This window comes from Aquihabitans sp. G128 (genome assembly GCF_019048865.1).
Classification (GTDB): Bacteria; Actinomycetota; Acidimicrobiia; order Acidimicrobiales; family Iamiaceae; genus Aquihabitans.
This window is the reverse complement of sequence record NZ_CP077604.1, coordinates 3,735,014-3,754,205: the sequence shown is the minus strand read 5'-3', so window position 1 is coordinate 3,754,205 and position 19,192 is coordinate 3,735,014. Positions and strand designations below refer to the sequence as shown.

The 19,192-nt window shown below is 72.6% G+C and carries 21 protein-coding genes and 1 pseudogene; 10 read left to right on the top strand and 12 right to left on the bottom strand.

Translation table 11 applies throughout. The features are described 5' to 3' along the window. The first annotated feature begins 41 nt into the window (after positions 1–41). Positions 42–914 (top strand): phytanoyl-CoA dioxygenase family protein, encoded by an 873-nt coding sequence (locus KSP35_RS18020; RefSeq protein ID WP_216997174.1) that lies wholly within the window; start codon positions 42–44, stop codon positions 912–914. 21 nt (positions 915–935) lie between these two features. Here the strand turns inward: KSP35_RS18020 and KSP35_RS18015 are convergent, their stop codons facing one another. From KSP35_RS18015 to KSP35_RS17985, 7 genes and pseudogenes are all read right to left on the bottom strand, one after another. After that, complete coding sequence (locus KSP35_RS18015) at positions 936–1,526, bottom strand: MFS transporter (RefSeq protein ID WP_216997173.1); 591 nt, start codon at positions 1,524–1,526, stop codon at positions 936–938. A 95-nt stretch (positions 1,527–1,621) separates the two neighbouring features. Continuing rightward, positions 1,622–2,023, bottom strand: a pseudogene (locus tag KSP35_RS26120) (MFS transporter); the annotation flags it as partial. Positions 2,024–2,250: 227 nt separating this feature from the next. Beyond that, on the bottom strand, positions 2,251–4,236 hold the full coding sequence (gene acs, locus KSP35_RS18005) for an acetate--CoA ligase (protein WP_216997172.1): 1,986 nt from the start codon (positions 4,234–4,236) through the stop codon (positions 2,251–2,253). Between the two features lie 117 nt (positions 4,237–4,353). Beyond that, entirely contained in the window at positions 4,354–4,833 is a 480-nt protein-coding gene (locus KSP35_RS18000; protein ID WP_216997171.1) for a nitroreductase family deazaflavin-dependent oxidoreductase, read from the bottom strand. Between the two features lie 137 nt (positions 4,834–4,970). Then, positions 4,971–5,516 (bottom strand): hypothetical protein, encoded by a 546-nt coding sequence (locus tag KSP35_RS17995; RefSeq protein WP_216997170.1) that lies wholly within the window; start codon positions 5,514–5,516, stop codon positions 4,971–4,973. A 59-nt stretch (positions 5,517–5,575) separates the two neighbouring features. Then, on the bottom strand, positions 5,576–5,812 hold the full coding sequence (locus tag KSP35_RS17990; protein WP_216997169.1) for a thiamine-binding protein: 237 nt from the start codon (positions 5,810–5,812) through the stop codon (positions 5,576–5,578). Positions 5,813–5,852: 40 nt separating this feature from the next. Next, positions 5,853–6,623, bottom strand: coding sequence for an SDR family NAD(P)-dependent oxidoreductase (locus KSP35_RS17985; protein ID WP_216997168.1), 771 nt, complete (start codon positions 6,621–6,623; stop codon positions 5,853–5,855). 112 nt (positions 6,624–6,735) lie between these two features. On the opposite strand from KSP35_RS17985, the gene KSP35_RS17980 reads away from it, so the two are divergent. Then, the gene (locus KSP35_RS17980; protein ID WP_216997167.1) at positions 6,736–7,455 is read left to right on the top strand and encodes a histidine phosphatase family protein; all 720 of its coding nucleotides are present in this window, start codon (positions 6,736–6,738) and stop codon (positions 7,453–7,455) included. Between the two features lie 3 nt (positions 7,456–7,458). On the opposite strand, the gene KSP35_RS17975 is transcribed toward KSP35_RS17980, so the two are convergent. Then, on the bottom strand, positions 7,459–8,361 hold the full coding sequence (locus KSP35_RS17975) for a LysR family transcriptional regulator (protein ID WP_216997166.1): 903 nt from the start codon (positions 8,359–8,361) through the stop codon (positions 7,459–7,461). 69 nt (positions 8,362–8,430) lie between these two features. Between KSP35_RS17975 and KSP35_RS17970 the strand changes: the two genes are divergently transcribed. Beyond that, positions 8,431–9,651: an amidohydrolase/deacetylase family metallohydrolase gene (locus KSP35_RS17970; protein WP_216997165.1), complete on the top strand. Its 1,221-nt coding sequence runs from the start codon at positions 8,431–8,433 to the stop codon at positions 9,649–9,651. A 190-nt stretch (positions 9,652–9,841) separates the two neighbouring features. Here the strand turns inward: KSP35_RS17970 and KSP35_RS17965 are convergent, their stop codons facing one another. Then, on the bottom strand, positions 9,842–10,198 hold the full coding sequence (locus tag KSP35_RS17965; protein WP_216997164.1) for a helix-turn-helix domain-containing protein: 357 nt from the start codon (positions 10,196–10,198) through the stop codon (positions 9,842–9,844). 156 nt (positions 10,199–10,354) lie between these two features. On the opposite strand from KSP35_RS17965, the gene KSP35_RS17960 reads away from it, so the two are divergent. Both KSP35_RS17960 and KSP35_RS17955 read left to right on the top strand, forming a co-directional pair. Beyond that, positions 10,355–11,692 (top strand): amidohydrolase family protein, encoded by a 1,338-nt coding sequence (locus tag KSP35_RS17960; protein ID WP_216997163.1) that lies wholly within the window; start codon positions 10,355–10,357, stop codon positions 11,690–11,692. Positions 11,693–11,752: 60 nt separating this feature from the next. Continuing rightward, entirely contained in the window at positions 11,753–12,268 is a 516-nt protein-coding gene (locus tag KSP35_RS17955) for a phosphoribosyltransferase (RefSeq protein WP_216997162.1), read from the top strand. A 1-nt stretch (position 12,269) separates the two neighbouring features. Here the strand turns inward: KSP35_RS17955 and add are convergent, their stop codons facing one another. From add to KSP35_RS17940, 3 genes are all read right to left on the bottom strand, one after another. Further along, on the bottom strand, positions 12,270–13,337 hold the full coding sequence (add, locus tag KSP35_RS17950; RefSeq protein WP_216997161.1) for an adenosine deaminase: 1,068 nt from the start codon (positions 13,335–13,337) through the stop codon (positions 12,270–12,272). Continuing rightward, entirely contained in the window at positions 13,334–13,474 is a 141-nt protein-coding gene (locus KSP35_RS17945) for a hypothetical protein (RefSeq protein WP_216997160.1), read from the bottom strand. Before KSP35_RS17945 ends, add begins: the two co-directional genes overlap by 4 nt. 249 nt (positions 13,475–13,723) lie before the next feature. Beyond that, positions 13,724–15,136 (bottom strand): 8-oxoguanine deaminase, encoded by a 1,413-nt coding sequence (locus KSP35_RS17940; RefSeq protein ID WP_216997159.1) that lies wholly within the window; start codon positions 15,134–15,136, stop codon positions 13,724–13,726. Between the two features lie 126 nt (positions 15,137–15,262). On the opposite strand from KSP35_RS17940, the gene KSP35_RS17935 reads away from it, so the two are divergent. From KSP35_RS17935 to KSP35_RS17915, 5 genes are read left to right on the top strand one after another with little or no spacing between them, the layout of a single operon-like run. Then, positions 15,263–15,514: a hypothetical protein gene (locus KSP35_RS17935; RefSeq protein ID WP_216997158.1), complete on the top strand. Its 252-nt coding sequence runs from the start codon at positions 15,263–15,265 to the stop codon at positions 15,512–15,514. Further along, complete coding sequence (locus KSP35_RS17930) at positions 15,511–16,596, top strand: ABC transporter substrate-binding protein (protein WP_216997157.1); 1,086 nt, start codon at positions 15,511–15,513, stop codon at positions 16,594–16,596. The genes KSP35_RS17935 and KSP35_RS17930 overlap by 4 nt, the downstream gene beginning before the upstream one ends. Continuing rightward, the gene (locus tag KSP35_RS17925) at positions 16,596–17,471 is read left to right on the top strand and encodes an ABC transporter ATP-binding protein (RefSeq protein ID WP_216997156.1); all 876 of its coding nucleotides are present in this window, start codon (positions 16,596–16,598) and stop codon (positions 17,469–17,471) included. Before KSP35_RS17930 ends, KSP35_RS17925 begins: the two co-directional genes overlap by 1 nt. Continuing rightward, complete coding sequence (locus KSP35_RS17920) at positions 17,468–18,328, top strand: ABC transporter permease (RefSeq protein WP_216997155.1); 861 nt, start codon at positions 17,468–17,470, stop codon at positions 18,326–18,328. The genes KSP35_RS17925 and KSP35_RS17920 overlap by 4 nt, the downstream gene beginning before the upstream one ends. Next, the gene (locus KSP35_RS17915; protein WP_216997154.1) at positions 18,325–19,173 is read left to right on the top strand and encodes an ABC transporter permease; all 849 of its coding nucleotides are present in this window, start codon (positions 18,325–18,327) and stop codon (positions 19,171–19,173) included. The genes KSP35_RS17920 and KSP35_RS17915 overlap by 4 nt, the downstream gene beginning before the upstream one ends. The last annotated feature ends 19 nt before the right edge of the window (positions 19,174–19,192 follow it).

Here is a 19,192-nt window from a genome sequence, read left to right as displayed (position 1 = left end):
CGGTCCGGGATGTGCCCGGCCCCACCTCGCTGCGAGAAGCGATGACCACCCTGCTGCCCCCGTCGACGATCGGCGCCGAGGTCGGGGTGTTCGCCCCCCACCAGCTCGACGAGCTCCGCGACTTCTACCTCCGAGAGGGCTTCGCCATCCTGCGCGGCCTCTGGGACGAGCCGGAGCTCGCGGCGCTGGAGGCGAGCTGCACCCGCCTGCAGGAGCAGCTGCTGGCCGGTGAGCTCGACGAGCGCCACGGCACCACGACCCTGGTGGACGACGAGGACGGCGGGCGCACCCAGGAGTTCGCCAACTACGTGGTGGACGTGACCCCGCTCGACGCCGGCCTGCGCGCCGCGGTGCTGCACCCGACGATCACCGCTGCGGTCCAGCGGTGGATCGGTCCGCACTGGCTGCGCGAGGAGTCGGGCTTCGGCGTCGTCTACCAGGACGCCCGGCCCGGCCGGGAGTCCAGCTACACCCGCATCGGCTGGCACGCCGACTGGCAGAGCGCGCCCCACCTCGATATCTGGCCCTCGGTGGCCTTCACGCTCCACTTCGACGCCACCAGCCCCGACAACGGGTTCCTGCGCGTGGTGCCCGGCAGCCACCGCTGGGCCACGCCGGCCCCCTTCGAGAACGTGAACGGCGCCGTCGTCCCGGACGGCTCCGTGCCCGTGGCGGGCTACTCGAGCGAACCGGCGCCGTTCCCGATGCCGCTGCGCTTCGAGAAGGTGCGCGGCGAGGTCGCGGCCTACGCCGAGCGTGGTGACCTGCTCTTCCACGACGCCTACCTCTGGCACTCCGCCGCTCGCGCCACCGCCGACGGCGCGATCCGCCGCCACCTGCGGGGCGGCTTCTACTCGGGCGCTCCCCTGCACGAGGCGCCTGGCGAGCACTTCGTGAAGAACGCCGCCCGGTAGCCCTCGACCCCGCCTCGCCGGTCAGGCGGATGAGACGTCGGCAGCCTGGGCGCGGCGGGCGCCCGGGAGGGCGGTGGCGACCGCCAGCGCACCGAGCAGGGCTCCGAGCTGGCAGACCCGGGCCCAGCCGCCCTGGTCGTAGGCGGCGGCGCCGACGGCCGAGCCGATCGCGCCGCCGGCGAAGTAGCAGGTCATGTAGGCGGAGTTGATGCGGCTGCGGGCCTCGGGAGCCAGCTCGTAGATCACGGTCTGGTTGAGGACCTGGATGCCCTGGACGCCGACGTCGAGCAGCAGGACGCCGAGGACGATCACGACGATCGAGGCGCGACCGGCCCACAGGACGGCGAAGGAGCCCGCCACCGCGCCTGCAGCCAGGACGCGGGACGGCTTGGCCAGGCCACGGTCGGCCAACCGGCCGGCGGCCAGCGCGCACAGCGCGCCCGCTGCCCCGGCCAGGCCGAGCAGGCCGATGGCGCCGTCGCCGTAGTCGAAGGGCGGGTCCGCCAGGTGGAAGGCGATCGTGGTCCAGAAGACCGAGAAGGTGGCGAAGCCCAGGGCGCCGAGCAGCGCCGAGCGCCGCAGCTCGCGCTGGTCCCGCAGGAGCTGGAGCACCGATGCCAGCAGCGAGCCGTAGCCCACCGACGCGCGCGGGGGTCGCTCGGCAGCTCACGGCGCAGCACCGTGGCCAGGGCCACGGCCACCGCCGCGGCGATGGCGAACATCACCCGCCAGCCGGCCAGCCCCGCCACCAAGCCCGAGACCGTGCGGGCCAGGAGGATCCCCAGCAGCAGGCCGGTCATGACCGTGCTCACCACACGGCCGCGGTCGCCGTCGGTGGCCAGGCCGGCCGCCAGCGGCACCAGGACCTGGGCGGTGACCGAGCCCAGGCCGGCGAGGCCCACCAGGCCGACCATGACCCAGAGGCCCGGGGCGATGGCCGCGCCGGCCATCACCACGGTCACCAGGCCGAGCAGCACCGTGGTCAGGCGGCGGCGGTCGACGAAGTCGCCGATGGGGACGACGAAGGCCAGACCGAGGGCATAGCCCACCTGCGAGGCGGTGACGAGCAGCCCGGTGGTGCCGTCGGAGGTCCCGAACTCGGCGCCGATCGTGTGCAGCAGCGGTTGGGCGTAGTACAGGTTGGCCGCGGTGAGCCCCCCCGGCGGCGGCGAGCACCAGGGTGAGCCGCCTGCTGATCCCGCCCCCGGCCACGGTGTTCGCCTCAGCCGGCGCAGGACCCACCGCCGCGTCGGCGGGGGCGGGGACGGCGTCGGGCGTGGCGGTCACCCGACCAGGGTGGCGTGGCCGAGCGCCCGGACCAACCCCGCCGGGCCGGTCACTCGTCCTTGGGGGACTCGTTGGCGCGGTTGCGGATCTCCTCGACGACGCCCGGGTCGGCGAGCGTCGTGGTGTCCCCGAGCTCGCGGCCCTCGGCGACGTCGCGCAGCAACCGCCGCATGATCTTGCCGGACCGGGTCTTGGGGAGGTCGTCGGTGAAGATGATGAGCTTGGGTCGGCTGATGGCGCCGATCTTCTTGGCCACGTGCTGGCGCAGCTCCTCGCCGACCTCCTCGCTGGCGGTGGTGGAGCCGCGCAGCGTCACGAAGGCCACGATGGCCTGGCCGGTGGTGTCGTCCTTGGCCCCCACCACGGCGGCCTCGGCCACCTTGGGGTTGTCGACCAGCGCGCTCTCGACCTCGGTGGTGGAGATGCGGTGGCCCGACACGTTCATGACGTCGTCGACCCGGCCCAGCACCCAGAGGTAGCCGTCCTCGTCGACCTTGGCACCGTCGCCGGCGAAGTACCGGCCCTCGTAGCGGGACCAGTAGGTGTCCTGGTACCGCTCGGGGTCGCCCCAGATGCCACGCAGCATGGAGGGCCACGGCTGGGTGAGGGTGAGGTAGCCGCCGCCCTTGGCGACCGGCTTGCCCTCCTCGTCGACCACCTCGGCGCCGATGCCGGGCAGGGCGAAGGTGGCCGAGCCCGGCTTGGTGGTGGTGGCGCCGGGAAGCGGCGAGATCATGATGGCGCCGGTCTCGGTCTGCCACCAGGTGTCGACGATCGGGCAGCGGTCGCCGCCGATGTGGTGGGCGTACCAGACCCAGGCCTCGGGGTTGATGGGCTCGCCCACCGAGCCGAGCACGCGCAGCGAGCCGAGGTCGTGCTTGGCCGGCTCGTCGTCGCCCCACTTCATGAAGGTGCGGATGGCGGTGGGGGCGGTGTAGAGCAGCGACACCCGGTACTTCTCGACCAGCTCCCAGAAGCGGTCCTTGCCCGGCGTGTCCGGCGTGCCCTCGTACATGACCGAGGTGGCGCCGTTGGCCAGGGGCCCGTAGACGATGTAGCTGTGGCCGGTGACCCAGCCGACGTCGGCCGTGCACCAGTAGACGTCGGTGTCCGCGTGCAGGTCGAACACGTACTTGTGGGTGAAGGCGGCCTGGGTGAGGTAGCCGCCGGTGGTGTGCATGATGCCCTTGGGCTTGCCGGTGGTCCCGGAGGTGTAGAGCAGGAACAGCAGGTCCTCGCTGTCCATCGGCTCCGGGGCGCAGCGCTCGTCGGCTGCGGCCACCAGGTCGTGGTACCAGTGGTCCCGGCCCTCGGTCATGGTGACCTCCGCCTCGCCGCCGGACGAGGCGATGCGGTCGACCACCACCACGTGCTCGATCGACGGGCAGTCGGCGACCGCGACGTCGGCGGTGGGCTTGAGCAGCCCGGGCTTGCCTCGGCGCCAGCCGCCGTCGGCGGTGACGAGGACCTTGCACTCGGCGTCGCGGATGCGGTCGGCGAGCGAGTCGGCCGAGAAGCCTCCGAAGACCACCGAGTGGGCGGCGCCCACGCGCGTGCAGGCGAGCATGGCCACGACGGCCTCGGGGACCATCGGGAGGTAGATGGCGACGCGGTCGCCCTTCTGCACGCCCAGTCCCTTGAGGGCGTTGGCGAAGCGCTCGACCTCGGCGAGGAGGTCGGCGTAGGTGATGGTGCGGGTGTCGCCCGGCTCGCCCTCCCAGTGGAAGGCCACGCGGTCGCCGTGGCCGGCGTCGACGTGGCGGTCGAGGCAGTTCTGCGAAACGTTGAGCTGGCCGCCGACGAACCACTTGGCGAAGGGCAGCTGCCAGTCGAGGATGGTGTCCCAGTCCTTCGACCAGTCGACCAGGTCGGCCGCCTGGCGGGCCCAGAACCCCTCGTAGTCCTGGTTCGCTTCGTCGTAGAACTGGGTGCCGGCCACCAGGGCCTGGCGCTTGAACGCCTCCGACGGCGGGAAGGTGCGGTCCTCGAGCAGGTAGTCCTCGATGGTGGCGCCGGGCTCGATCGGGTCGCTCATGCTGCGTCCTTCGCTGGTGGTGCGGGCCGCGGCCGAGGCCGCGAAGTGGCGCCGGTCACCCTACCCACGGCCCCCGGCGGCTTCGCCGGGAGTGTGCCGAAGCGGGACAGCCGCCCGTCAGGCGGCGTCGGCCAGGAGGAAGATCGGGTGGCGGGGGGCGATGGCGGTCAGCTCGTCGTCGGAGGCCGAGGCGTCGACCCCGTCGAAGAAGGCGCCGATCTCCCACTTCCACTGCTTCAGGTACGGCCGCAGGATGGGCGCCTTGTCGCCGTCGGCCACCTCGACCACCGTGAACGGCTCCACCCGACGGCCGACGCGGAGCTCGCCGCCGCCGGCCACCCGGATGTTGCGGACCCACTGGGCCTCGCCCCTCGGCGCCACCAGGTAGCGCTGGCCGTCGACCACCAGGAGGTTGACCGGCGTCGAACGCCACTCCCCGCTCTTGCGGCCCCGGACCCGGAGCTCACGGGAGCCCATCAGGCTGAGCCCCATCCGGGTGGATCGGCGCACGAGGCGGTTGAAGACGTTGCGGGTGAACCAGCCGGGCTCGAGGTAGTGGGCCTGGGCGGCGGTGGGGGTGCGGGTGGCTGCGGTCATCGGTGGGCTCCTCGTTCGGAGAGCACTGCTCTCGTTGTTGGTCCCAGCCTGCACCTCTCTGCGCCAGAAAGCAAGAGCAGTGCTCTCTATTTCTCCGTCGTCGCCCCCTCGGTCCCCGGACGCCGGGACCGTCGGGCTCAACCGCCGGTGGTGGAGGTGGCCGCAGCACCGGTGGTGGTGGTGGCCGCTGCCGCACCGATCCGGCTGACGGCGTGCACGGTGCCGCGCTCGACGTCGACCAGCGCGACCAGCTGCCCGACGCCCTCGCGCTCGCTCGCCGGGATCGGCTCGGTGGCGATGCGGCCACCGGACCCGAACGCTCCGCCCGAGGCCGCACCGTCGTCGACCGGCTTCCGGTAGGACGCCGGCAGGTCGATCGGGTCGGGGAAGGTGACCAGCACCACCTCGCCGATCGGGGCGCCCTTGCCGTCACGGAACCACGCCGTGCGCTCGACCACCCGGGCCCCGGAGCCGAGGGCATCGCCGATGACCGGCGCAGCGCCGAGGATCCGGTCGACCGCACGGTCGCGCGACGCCTCGGCACGGAGCGCCGCGGCACGGGCCGTGGCGTCCACCGGCGGGGCGCCGTCGTCGTCCGGGGCGAGGAGGTGGAAGCCGAGGCCCACGATCAACGCCAGGGCCACGAAGGCGGCGGCGAGCAGGGCCTTGGGCGAGGCGGACACCGGGCCAGTCTGGCGCGCCCCGGCCGCCGAGCCGGGAGCGGGCCGGCTCCGGGCCCGGTCTACGGGCGCTCGACCTGGACCAGGACGCGGGTGGCCCCGGCGCCCACCGCGGCGCGGACCACCCGGTCGACCGTGGCGAGGACCTCGGCGTCGTCGTCGCCGGACACCGAGGTGCCGAAGGGGCCGAGCTCGACCCGGAGGCCCGATGCCTCGGCGGCGTCGACCGCGGCCCGCACGTGTGGGCCCGGCGAGCCCTCGACGAACGGCTCGACCGTGAACTCGACGACCAGCGGCATCGAGACAGGGTACCGGTGGGGCGGTGGGCGCCGGCCCGGCTCAGGCCTGCTGCTGCGTGGGCCGGATCAGCACCTCGTTCACGGCCATGCGCCGGGGGCGGGTGACCACGAACGCGATCGTCTCGGCGATGTCGGTGGCCTCGAGGATCTCCTTGCCGGCGAACCGCTTGGCGAAGCCGTCCTGGATCTCCTGGCGCATGTGGGTGGCCAGCTCGGTGGCCACCGCCCCCGGCTCGATGAGGGCGACCCGCACGTGGCGCTCGGTGACCTCCTGGCGCAGCGACTCGCTGAACGCCCCCACCCCGTGCTTGGTGAGGTTGTAGACGCCCGAGCCGTTGCGGGCGACCCGACCGGCAACCGAGGAGATGTTGACGAGGTCGGCCACGCCGCGGGGGTCGCCCGCGGCCGCCCGCAGCAGGTGGGGCAGCGCGGCGTGGGCCACGTAGAGCAGGCCCTTCACGTTGAGGTCGACCATGCGCTCCCACTCGTCGAGCGGCGCCCCTTCGATCGGGCCGTTGAGCATCACCCCGGCGTTGTTCACGACGACGTCGAGGCGACCGTGGTCGGCCGCGGTCCCGTCGACCAGCGCCTTGGCGGCGTCGCCGCTGGTGACGTCGGCCTCGACCGCGACCGCGGACCCGCCCTCCTCGCCGATCGCCGCCACCAGCTCGTCGAGCCGGTCCTTGCGCCGCGCCGCCGCCACCACCGTGGCGCCCTCGGCGGCGAGGGCGTGGGCCGTCGCCGCGCCGATGCCGCTGCTCGCCCCCGTCACCAGGGCCACCGTGCCGTCGAGCTTGCCGTTCGTCGTCATGCGGCGAACGTACCCAGCAGACGGGCCCGTGCGACGCGCGCCCACCCGCCCGGGCCCACGCCGCCGGTCCCGGCCCCGACCGCAGGCCCCTCGGCAGCGGTACGGTCGCCCGATGACCCGAGCCTCCTACCGCCAGCACCGCTACCAGGCGCCCGCCGGGGCCACCGAGCTGCTCGTCGTCCGCCACGGCGCATCGGAGCCGGCCGTGCCGGGGCGGCCGTTCCCGCTGGTGGGCGGCCACGGCGACCCGGCCCTCGCCCCCGAGGGGCGGGAGCAGGCCGAGCGGGTCGGGGCCCGCCTCGCCGACCAGGGCATCGACGCGATCTACGTCACGACGCTGCGCCGCACCGCCGAGACCGCCGCGCCCCTCGCCGAGCGGACCGGCCTGGTGCCACGGGTGGAGGCCGACCTCCGCGAGGTGCACCTGGGAGACTGGGAAGGCGGCCAGTTCCGGGTGAAGGTGGCCGAGGGCGACCCGATCGTGGCCCGGATGTTCGCCGAGGAGCGGTGGGACGCCATCCCGGGCGCCGAGCCGCAGGACGCCTACGCGGCTCGGGTGGCGGCGGGGCTGGGCCGGATCGTGGCCGCCCACCCCGGCGAGCGGGTGGCGGTGTTCACCCACGGCGGGGTCATCGGAGAGGTCCTGCGCCAGGCCACCGGGAGCCGGCCGTTCGCGTTCGTCGGCGGAGACAACGCAGGCATCACCCACCTCGTCGCCACGGACGGCCGCTGGGTGGTCCGACGGTTCAACGACACCAGCCACCTCCCCGGTGGGCTCGACGTCGACCCCGTGCCGGACCTCCCCGAGGGCGGCTCGGGCTTCTCGGCCTGACCCCTACGGCGGCTCGAGGCCGGTGCGCTCCGGGGTGAGGTGGGCCAGGAAGCGGCGCACCGCCGGGCGGGCCAGGCCGGGCCCGAAGGCGGCGACCGGCCGGCGCAGCGCGGGACGGAACGGGGCGACCAGCGAAGCGTGCTCCGCCGGCACGGAGATGGCCGGCACCAGCGCCGGGCCCAGGCCCGACGCGGCGAGGCGGACCGCGGTGTCGATCTGGCGGGTGCGGACCGCCGGGCGGGGTGAGAACCCCGCCTCGGCGCAGGCCCGCTGCACCAGGTCGTGCAGCCCGTGGTCGGCGTCGAAGAGGACCCAGTCGACCTCCGCCAGCGCGGCGAGTCCCACCGGGCGCTTGCGACCGAGCAGCGGCGAGCCCGGCGGCAGCACGAGCACGTAGCGCTCCCACCCCAGGGGGACGACCTCGCCGGGCCAGCCGGTGGGCGGGGCGGCGATGCCCACCTCGCCCTCGCTGCGCTGGAGCGCCTCGACCAGCTCGTCCCGGCGCAGGTGTTCGCGCAACCGCACCGCGACGTCCGGCTCCTCGGCGTGCCAGGCCGCCAACGCCGGCGGAAGGATGGTGGCGGCCAGCGACGACACCACGCCGATGGTGAGCACCTCCTGCGAGGCGCCGGCGGCTCGGGCGACCTCCAGCCCGCGGCGGCCGACCTCGAGCACCTCGCGCCCGGTCCCGGCGAGCGCCCGGCCGGCCGGGGTGGCCCGCACCCCCCGGCCGACCCGGTCGAGCAGCGCCACCCCCACCCGTCGCTCCAACAGCGCCAGCTGGTGCGAGACGGTGGGCTGGGTGACGTGGAGGAGGGCGGCGGCCCGGCTCACCGACCCGAGGTCGACCACGGCCACGAGGTACTCCAGCTGCCGGAGGGTCAGGTCACCGCTGAGCTCATCCATAGATGACCTGCATGATCCCACAAGAAGGATGCACTGGACCCGCACCCGGTTCGCGCCCACCATGGCGCCATGACGACGCTGGTGCTGCAGGGCGGTCGGGTCATCGACCCGGCCTCGGAGACCGACACGACCACCGATGTGGTGATCCGCGACGGGAAGGTGGCCGCCATCGGGACGTTGGACCCGACGGTCCTGGCCGAGCCCGGGGTGGAGGTCGTCGACTGCACGGGCCTCCTGGTGACGCCCGGCCTCATCGACATCCACGTCCACGTGATGGCCGGCCTCGGCGACTTCTGCGTGGAGCCCGACTCGGTGGGCGTCGGCATGGGCGTGCCCGTGCTGGTGGACGGCGGCACGAGCGGCGTGGCCACCTTCGACATCAGCCGCCGGGCGATCATCGACCACCCCGACACCAAGACCCGGGTGCTGTCGTTCATCGACCCCAACCAGCTCTACCTGGCCACCAAGGACTTCATCTGCCACAAGCTGGAGATCGCCAACGACCTCCGGAACCTGGACTTCGACTCGCTCGCCGAGTCGATCGAGCGCAACAAGGACGTGGTGATCGGTGCCAAGGCCCGGGCCTGCCACGTGGGCGACCCGGAGTTCTCGCCCTTCCTCGAAGCCGCCCAGCGCGCCGTCGGCGACATGCCGGTCATGGTCCACCTCGGGCGGTTCCCGTTCACGCCGGTGATCACCCCGACCGCCCTGCTCCGCCAGCTCCGTGGCGGCGACATCATCACCCACGCCTTCCGTGGCGCCGGTGGGATGTGCGGGCCCGACGGCAAGGCCCTCCCGGAGTTCCGCGACGCCGTCGACCGCGGGGTGGTGCTCGACATCGGCCACTCCGGCACCGACTTCCGCTTCAAGGACGCCCGCCGCCTCGTGGGCCAGGGCTACCTGCCCGACACGGCGTCGACGGACCTCAACGTGTTCAACATCAACGGTCCGGTCTTCTCCCTGGCCGAGACCCTCACCAAGATGCTGGCGCTCGACCTGGACCTCCACCACGTCATCGCCATGGGCACCAGCAACAGCGCCCGGGCCATCGGCCGCTCCCACGAGCTGGGCGCGCTCGAGGTCGGGCGCGACGCCGAGGTGTCGGTCCTGCGGCTGCGCACCGACGGCCCCTTCCCGGTGTCCGACGGCGTCGAGGTGGTCCAGTCCCCCGCCGCCCTCCAGCCCGTCGGCTGCGTCCGGGCCGGCACCTGGATCCCCACCCCCGAGCTGCCCACCTACGCCGGCACCGGCAAGACCTGGGGCGAGATGCCCGACGACATCGACTGGTAGCGCACGCCACCCCGTCCTCGCCCCGGTCGGCCGCACGGCCGGTGGCGACCGCACCGGCGGCCTCGACCCATCCCGCCGGGTCGAGGCCGCCGGTCGCGCACCCCGCCCAGCGTGCTCGGCCGCCGGACACGGGCGTCCGCCTTCGCCGAAGGCGACGGGCCCGTGCGGCCCAGGACGGAGAGCCGGGGCGCTAGCCCCGGGCGTTCAGGTAGTTGTAGACGGTGAAGCGGGAGACGCCGAGGGCGTCGGCGATGTCCTCGACGGCCTTGCGGTAGCGGAAGGCCCCGCGCTCGTTGAGCTTGGCCACCGCGACCTGCTTCTGCTCGCGGCTCATGCCGCTGAGCGGGCCGCCCAGCTCGGCCTCCACGGCGGCGAGCAGCTGGGGCAGCCCGGGGCCCTGGTCGGGCAGGCGGAGGCCGCCCACCACCACGCCCTCCCACTCGAGCGGGATGTCGTCGGAGCGCAGGCGGGACTTGCCCACCACGGTGGCTCCGAGAGCGTCGGCGACCGGCTGGACGGAGGCGAGGAGGGGGTGGCGGGCCGGCACGGGCGCAACGCTAGGCCGCGCTGCACCGCCCCCGGTGACGGCAAGGTGAACAGGTTGACGATCTGTTGATCGCGCGCCGGGCGCCCTGCGTGAAGGCGCCGTGAACAAGGGCTCCGTAGGGTTGACGATCTGTTGAAGGCGGGCGAGGTTCGGGGGATGGCCACCCTCGTCCGCAACGGCATCGTCCTCCCCATGACCGGCGGCACGACCGCCTTCGACCCCGGCTCGGTGCTGATCGAGGGGACCTCGATCCTCGCGGTGGGCGCGGTGGACGAGCTCGACGCCGATCCCCGGGCAGCCGGCGCCGAGGTCGTCGACGCCACCGGCCACGCCGTGCTCCCGGGGCTGCACAACTGCCACCTCCACTCGGGCTTGCTGCGGGGGACCGCGGAGTCGATGTCGCTGTGGGACTGGCTCAAGACCTACGTCGACCCGGCCCACAGGGCGCTGACCCCGGAGATCGCCCAGGCCGCCTCCCTGCACTGCTACGCCGAGAGCCTGCTCGCCGGCACCGTGTCGGTGGTGGACATGTGGCGGTTCATGGAGGGCAGCGCGACGGCCGCCACCGAGCTGGGCATCCGGGCGACCCTGGTGCCGTACGTGGCCGACCTCGAGGGCTACGACTACTTCGAGACCATCGAGACCAACCGCCGCCTGCTCGAGCACACCGCCACCACCGCCGGCGGCCGGGTGCGGTCCTGGGTGGGGCTCGAGCACCTCTTCTACTGCTCCCCCGCGGCGTTCCGGGCCGCCGCCGACCTGGCGGACGAGTTCGACACCGGCATCCACACCCACTCGTCGGAGTCGATCTGGGAGGTGCAGGAGTCGCTGAAGCAGTTCGGCCGGCGACCGATCGAGGAGTTCTACAACCGCGGGATCCTGGGCGACCGGACGCTGGTGGCGCACTGCGTGTGGCTCGACGACCGCGAGATCGAGCTGCTGGCCCAGACCGGGACCTCGGTGGCCCACTGCCCCTGCTCGAACATGAAGCTGTCGTCGGGGCCGGCCCGCATCGGCGACCTGCGGGCGAAGGGCGTGCACGTCGGCCTGGGCAGCGACGGCGAGAAGGAGAACAACAACCTCGACCTCATCGAGGAGATGAAGTTCGCGTCGCTCCTGCAGAAGGTCACGACGCTCGACCCCACCACCGGCGACCCGTGGGACGTCCTGGCCATGGCCACCATCGAGGGCGCGCGGGCCGCCGGCCTCGGCGACGTGTCGGGCTCGCTGGAGCCGGGCAAGCGCGCCGACCTGATCACCATCGACCTGGGTGGGCTGCACACCACGCCCGTCCTGCACGGCCGGGACTTCAACGTCGCCGCCCACGTCGTCTTCTCGGCCAACGGCCACGACGTCCGCGACGTCTTCGTGGACGGTGAGCGGGTGGTGGCCGGCGGTCGACCGACGACGTTCGACGTCGCCACCGTCCGGGAGCAGGCCCAGGCGGCGGCCGAGGAGCTCTTCGAGCGGCGGGCGGCGCTCGCCGGTGCCTGAGCGTCGGGCCGCCGGCCGGAGCGGGGCCGGGGCCTCCGGATCGCGTGGCAGGCTGCGGGCATGACCGACGTCAACCCCACCGACGCGACCGACGCCGAGGACCGCGAAGAGCTCACCTGGGAGCTGTTCGGCACCGCCACGCGAGAGCTGGCCGAGCAGATCGCCGCCGACGGGTGGATCCCCGACATCGTGGTGGCGGTGGCCCGAGGTGGGCTGACCGTGGGCGGCGCCCTGGCCTACGCCCTCGGGGTGAAGAACTGCGGCGCCATCAACGTCGAGTTCTACACCGGCGTCGACGCCCGCCTGGACGTGCCGGTGGTGCTCCCTCCCAGCCTCAACCTGGTCGACATCACCGACCTCGACGTGCTGATCGCCGACGACGTGGCCGACACCGGGCACACGCTGCGCCTGGTGCGCGAGGTGCTGGCCCAGCACGTGAAGGAGACCCGCACCGCGGTGCTGTACCACAAGCCCCACTCGGTGATCGTGCCGACCTACTCGTGGAAGCAGACCGACGCGTGGATCAACTTCTGCTGGTCGAAGCTCCCGCCCGTCGCCGGCCTCCCACCCCGCTGAGCTAGCCGAGGTCGGGGCGCAGCGCCTCGCGGGCGTCGGCCACGCGGGCCCGCACGCCGGCCTTGTCGGCGTCCTCCAACCAGCACGCCTCCACGCCGTCGAGGGCGATGTCCACCATCTCGTCCCAGCCGTAGCCGAAGGCCTCGGCCGCCGAGGCGTACTCGTAGCCCAGGTCGAGGTCGGTCAGGGCGGGGTCGTCGGTGTTGAGCGTGGCGAGGATCCCGGCCTCCCGCATGGCGGGGTACACGTGCTGGGCCAGCTCCGGGAAGGCGTTGGCGATGCGGATGTTGGAGTTCGGGCAGACGGTCAGCGCGATGCGGTCGTCGACGAACCGGGACACCACGTCGGGGTCCTCCAGGATCGACATGCCGTGGTCGATGCGCTCGGCGCCCAGCAGGTCGACGCAGGCCAGGATGGCGTCGGGGCCGGAGTTCTCGCCCTGGTGGGCGGTGCGCCGGAGGCCGCCGGCCCCCGCTGTGCGGAACGCCGCGGCGTACCAGCCCGGCTCCTGGCCGATCTCGATGGAGTCGTAGCCCACGCCCAACACCCGCTCGATGCCCGGCGCGCCGGCCCGCTTCAGCGCCACCAGCTCCTCGGCGGTGGCCAGCGCCACCTCCGGCCCGAACTCACGGTCGAAGTCGCAGATCAGGTTCACGACCACGCCGGTCTCGGCCTCGGCGGCCGCGCAGCCCTCGTCGAGCCCGGCGATGATGGCGCCCAGGCCCTGGCCCTTGGCCATGAGGCGGGCGGGGGTGAAGAAGGACTCCCGGTAGACCATGCCGTGGGCGGCGCCGTCCACGGCTGCCTCGTAGGCGATCCGAGCCCAGTCGCCCTGGTCGGCGAGCACGCCCTGCACCAGGAAGAAGACCTCGAGGAAGCCGTTGAGCGACTCGTAGCGGTACAGCTCGGTCGGGTCGTCCGCAGGGAGGGCGATGCCGTTCTTGGCGGCCAGCTCCATCACCGTCGTCGGCCGGATGGCGCCCTCGACGTGGCAGTGCAGCTCGACCTTGGGGAGCAGCTCGAGCGCCCCCGCCAGGGTCGTCGGCCGGCTCGGCAGGGTGGCCGTCACCGGCAGCGGCCGAACGTGGCGGCGGTCTGGCTGACGTGGGCCTGCGCCGAGACCAGCTCGGTCCGGGCGCCGGTCGACCCGGCCGGGATCGGTCGCACCTGGCCACCGGTGAGCACGTCGCGGAGCAGCTTCAACATGTTGTTGAACGTACGCAGCCAATGTTTCCGGAGGCCGCCCCGGTTGGTGACGCCTCCGTGACCAGCCAGACGGACGGTACCGACCCCTCCTCCCCCCGAACTTGTGGGCTGAGAGCGCCGAAAACAGCAGCGTGGGCCCACAAGTTGCGTCTGGGGGCGAGGGCAGCCCCCGAACTTGTGGGCTGAGAGCGCCGAAAGCAGCAGCGTGGGCCCACAAGTTGCGTCTGGGGCTGGGGGGAGGGGGGCGGGTCAGGCGGGGACGCCCTGGATGCGGCGGGCGGCGACCTCGTGGCGGGCGAGCACGTCCTCGACGCCGGGCGGCACCAGCAGGCCGTCGCGCACCACGGCCTTGCCGGCGACCACGGTGTGGCGGGCCGCGTTCGGACCGCAGCGCAGCCACGCGGCGATGGGGTCGGTGACCGCCCCGGCGAAGGCCAGGCCCTCGAGCGGCCAGCACACCAGGTCACCCACCGCGCCGACCGCGAGCTGGCCGAGCTCGCCCTCGCGGCCCAGGCAGGCAGCCGAGCCGCGGGTGGCGATCTCCAGGGCGTCCCGTGCGCCGGTGGACTCGGGGCCGCCCCGGAGGCGGCCCAGCAGCATGGCGTTGCGGGCCTCCATCCACAGCGAGGCGGAGTCGGTCGACGACGAGCCGTCGCAGCCCAGGCCCACGGGGACCCCGGCCGCCCGGAAGTCGGCCACGGGGGCGATGCCCCCGCCGCCGATCATCATGTTCGAGCTCGGGCAGTGGGCCACGCCGGTGCCCCACGCGCCCATGCGGGCGATCTCGTCGGGGTTCGGGTAGATGCAGTGCGCCACCCACGAGCGGTCGGTGCCCCAGCCACAGGCCTCGAAGTGGTCGATGGTGCGGATGCCGAAGGTCTCCATCGAGTACGTGTCCTCGTCGGGGTCCTCGGCCAGGTGGGTGTGCAACCGCACGTCGAGGCGCTCGGCGAGCTCGGCGGTGGCCACCATGAGCTCCGGCGTCACCGAGAAGGGCGAGCACGGGGCCAGGGCGATGCGCACCATCGCACCGTGGCTCGGATCGTGGTGGCGCGCCACCAGCCGCTCGCTGTCGGCCAGGATCTCGTCGTCGGTCTGCACCACCGAGTCCGGCGGCAGGCCGCCGTCCTTCTTCGACCGGCTCATGGAGCCGCGCGTCGGGTGGAACCGCATGCCCAGCTCCTGGGCGGCGGTGATCTCGGCGGTGATCAGGTCGCCGCCGCCCTTCGGGTGGACGTACAGGTGGTCGGTGGAGGTCGTGCAGCCGCCGAGGGCCAGCTCGGCCAGGCCCACCCAGGCCGAGAGGTACGCCGCCTCCTCGTCGAGCCCGCTCCAGAGCGGGTACAGCGTGGTGAGCCAGCCGAACAGCGTGTCCTGGTTGGCCGGCGCGTGGGCCCGGGTGAGGTTCTGGTACAGGTGGTGGTGGGTGTTGATGAGCCCCGGCGTGACCAGGCAGCCGTCGGCGCTCAGCACCTCTCGGGCCGGCGGCTCCGAGCCCGCCGGGCCCACCCCGCTCACCAGGCCGTCGGTGATCGCCACCCACCCGCCGGGGATCTCGCGGCGCTCGTCGTCGACGGTGGCCACGAGCCGTGCACCGCGCACGAGCAGGTCGGCTTCGCGGGGGCCCGCAGGGGCTTCGAGAGGGGCCTCGGGGGTGGTCATGGGGCGCATCCTCGGGTCGGCCGTTCGACCTCGTCAAACACCCCACCTGGGCGTTTACAAGCTGTTGACGCGATAGCAACGGCATTCGTCAACAACTTGTTGAACTCGGTCTTACTGTCGCCAGGCATGACGCAACAGCCCGAGATCTCCAAGCTCCTGCACCCCGCCCACCCGGCGGGGAGCGCGCGCCGGAGCCTCGCGCTGGTGACCTCGGAACCGGACCTCCCCCAGCCGCCTTCCAGCCCGACCGACCGGGTGGGCACCGCGTCAGCACCGGCCCCCACGACGCCCTCCGGGCCCGCCGAAGCCGGTGCAGGAGCCGTCACCCGACGGCACCTCACCCTGGTCACCCACCCGTTCCAAGGAGCACCCGAATGAGCAAGACCTACGACCGCCGAGCCTTCCTGGGGCGTGGCGGCCTCACCATCGCCGGCGCGGGCGTGCTCGCCGCCGGCGGGGGGACCCTCCTCGCCGCCTGCGGCAGCAGCGACAGCGACAGCTCCAGCTCCGATGGCGCCAGCGGCAGCGGCGACTTCGGCACCCTCGACTACCAGCTGTCCTGGATCAAGAACGTCGAGTTCGCCGGCGAGTACATCGCCATCGAGAAGGGCTACTACACCGACGCCGGCTTCTCGAAGGTCAACCTCATGTCCGGCGGCGCCGGCGTGAAGCAGGACGACATCGTGCAGGGCGGCAAGGCGCTCATCGGCGTGTCGTCGCCTGACATCACCGGCTCCGCCATCCTCAAGGGCGCCGACCTGATCATCGTCGGCGCCCAGTACCAGAAGAACCCCTTCTGCGTGATGAGCATGGCCGACACCCCGATCAACACGCCGGAGGACATGTACGGCAAGAAGATCGGCGTGCAGGCCACCAACGAGTCGGTCTGGGCCGGCTTCATCAAGGCCGCCGGCCTGGACGCCAGCAAGATCACCAAGGTCCCGGTCCAGTTCGACCCGCTGCCGCTGACCACCGGCACCGTCGACGGCTGGTTCTCGTTCGTCACCAACGAGCCGAACTCGCTCAAGGTGCAGGGCTTCGACACCGTCACGTTCCTGCTCAACGACCACGGCTACCCGTACTTCTCCGAGTCGATCATGGTGAAGAAGTCCTCCCTCGACAAGGACCGCGACAAGATCAAGGCCGCCCTCATCGGCGACATCAAGGGCTGGACCGACGCCATCGCCGACCCGGCGCTCGGCGCCAAGCTGGCCGCCACCAAGTACGGCAGGGACCTGGGCCTCGACGAGAAGGAGCAGGTCCTGGAGTCGAAGGCCCAGAACGCCCTGATCGGCACCGACGACACCAAGGCCAACGGGCTCCTGACCATCTCCGACGAGCTGATCAAGGAGACCCTGAGCTCCCTGAAGGCCGGCGGCATCGAGATCAAGGCCGATCAGCTGATCGACACCTCGCTGCTGGAGGAGATCTACAAGGAGAACCCGGAGCTCAAGGGCTGATGAGCACCGTGGACGCCGACCCGACCCTGGCCTCGGAGGCCGAGGAGATCACCATGGAACCGGTCGACCCGGCGGCCACCCCTGCGGGGGTGGCCGCCGCCACGGGCATCCTGCTCCACGACCTCACCAAGCAGTTCCGCATCAAGCGGTCCACCGTGACCGCCCTCGACCACGTGAACCTCACCACCCGCGAAGGGGCGTTCGTCTCGCTGCTCGGCCCGTCGGGCTGCGGCAAGTCGACGATCCTGCGGATCCTCGCCGACCTCGACCAGCCCACCTCGGGCTCGGCGGTCGTCCACGGCGAGACCCCGGCGCTGGTGCGCAAGAAGCACCACCTGGGCATCGCCTTCCAGGACGCCGCGCTGCTGCCGTGGCGGTCCGTCAAGGCCAACATCAAGCTCCCGCTCGAGGTGGCCGGCATCAAGGCCCCCGAGCAGACCATCACCGACCTCATCGAGCTGGTGGGCCTCACCGGCTTCGAGGACGCCCGCCCGGCGCAGCTCTCCGGCGGCATGCGCCAGCGCGTGGCCATCGCCCGGGCCCTGGTGGTGGAGCCGAAGATCCTGCTGCTCGACGAGCCCTTCGGCGCCCTGGACGAGATGACTCGCCAGCGGCTGAACCTCGAGCTGCTGCGCATCTGGACCGAGCGGTCCACCACCACCCTCCTCGTGACCCACTCCATCGCCGAGGCGGTGTTCCTCTCCGACACCGTGGCGGTGATGAGCGCCCGTCCCGGGCGCATCGTGGCCACCGTCGACATCGACCTGCCCCGTCCCCGCACCCCGGAGATGATGCGCACCCCGAAGTTCCACGAGATCGAGGACCACCTCTCGTCGCTGCTGTTCGGCACCGGGGCCGACGAGGAGCACGGATGACCACCATCGACCTCAGGGCGCCGTCGCCGTCGTCCCCGGGGGCGCCGACCGGCGACCCGGTGGCCGACGAGCAGCGGTCGTGGTTCGGCGAGGTCTTCCGGTTCCGCAAGGCATGGATCCCCAGCCTGGTCGGCATCGCCGTGCTGCTGGTGGTCTGGCAGGTCGTCGGGCTGACGATCTTCTCGAAGTCGAGGACCGTCCCGCCGCCCACCCACATCCTGTCGACCATGAAGGAGGACGGCTGGGAGTTCTACTGGGCCAACATCCAGGTGACGCTCAAGGTGGCGGCCAAGGGCTGGTTCTACGGCAACGTCGCCGCCATCGTGACGGCCATCGCGTTCATCCAGGTCCCGTTCGTCGAACGGATCCTGATGCAGGTGGCGGTGGCCAGCTACTGCCTCCCCACCGTCGCCATCGGCGGCGTGCTCATCCTGGCCCTGCCCACCGGGGACCAGCCCAAGATCGTGCTGGCCGCCCTGTCCTGCTTCTTCACCACCCTCGTGGGCATGCACGTCGGGCTCAAGTCGGTGGACCGATCCAGCCTCGACCTCGTCCGGGCCTACGGCGGCGGGACCTGGACCCAGCTGATGAAGGTCCGCCTGCGCAGCTGCCTCCCGTCGCTCTTCGCCGGGCTGCGCATCGCGGCCCCCGCCGCCATGCTCGGCACGATCATCGGCGAGTGGCTCGGCTCGGAGAACGGCCTCGGCGTGGCCATGGTCAACTCCCAGCAGGCGCTGCTGATCGAGCGCACGTGGGGCATCGCCCTCACCATCACCCTCCTGTCCGCCGCGGCCTACGGCGTCACCGCCCTGGTCGCCAAGCTGCTCACGCCGTGGGCCCCGAAGGTCGGCCGATGACCACCGTGACCCCTCCCGCCATCGTCCAGACCGCCGGTGGCGGCGGCTTCCGCGGCAGCGCCGCCAGCCGCCTCCTGCAGGTCGGGCTCAACGCCGTCATCGGCGTGGTGTCCATCTGCGCGGTGTGGCAGTTCCTGATCACCAAGGCCGACCTCACGGCGTTCAACCGCCGGACGCCGATGCAGGTGTGGCACTACCTGACGGCATCGGGCCACACCGCCGAGCGGACCATCCTGTGGGACGCCACCATGACCACCGTGCGCGACGCCGGGCTGGGGCTCCTGGTGGGCACCATCGCCGGCCTGGTCGTGGCCCTGCTCTTCAACCGCTACCCGGTGTTCGAGCAGGGCTCGATGCCGGTGGCCATGGCGCTGCGGTCGGTGCCGCTCGTGGCCATGACCCCGCTGATCATCCTGATCTTCGACCGGGGGCTCCTGGGCGTCACCGTCATCTCGGGCATCGTCACCTTCTTCCCGACGCTGGTGAACGTGGCCCTCGCGCTGCGCTCGGTGCCGGCGTCGTCGGTCGACCTCATGACCGCCTACGGGGCGAGCAAGGGCCGAACCCTGGTGCGGGTGCAGCTGCCGTACTCCCTGCCGGCGCTGTTCGCGTCGATCCGGGTGGCGGCACCGCTGGCGGTCATCGGGGCCTACCTGGCCGAGTACCTGGCCACCGGCAAGGGCCTCGGCTACCTGATGCTGCAGGCCAACTTCGCCAGCGACTACGACCAGATGTGGACGGCGGTGGCCATCATCACGTTCGGCGCCGTGCTGCTGTACCAGGTGATCGCCGCGATCGAGCAGGTCGTCCTGACCCGCTTCGCCGCCGACCCCAACGCTCGGTGAGCCCACGGCGGGGCGGCCC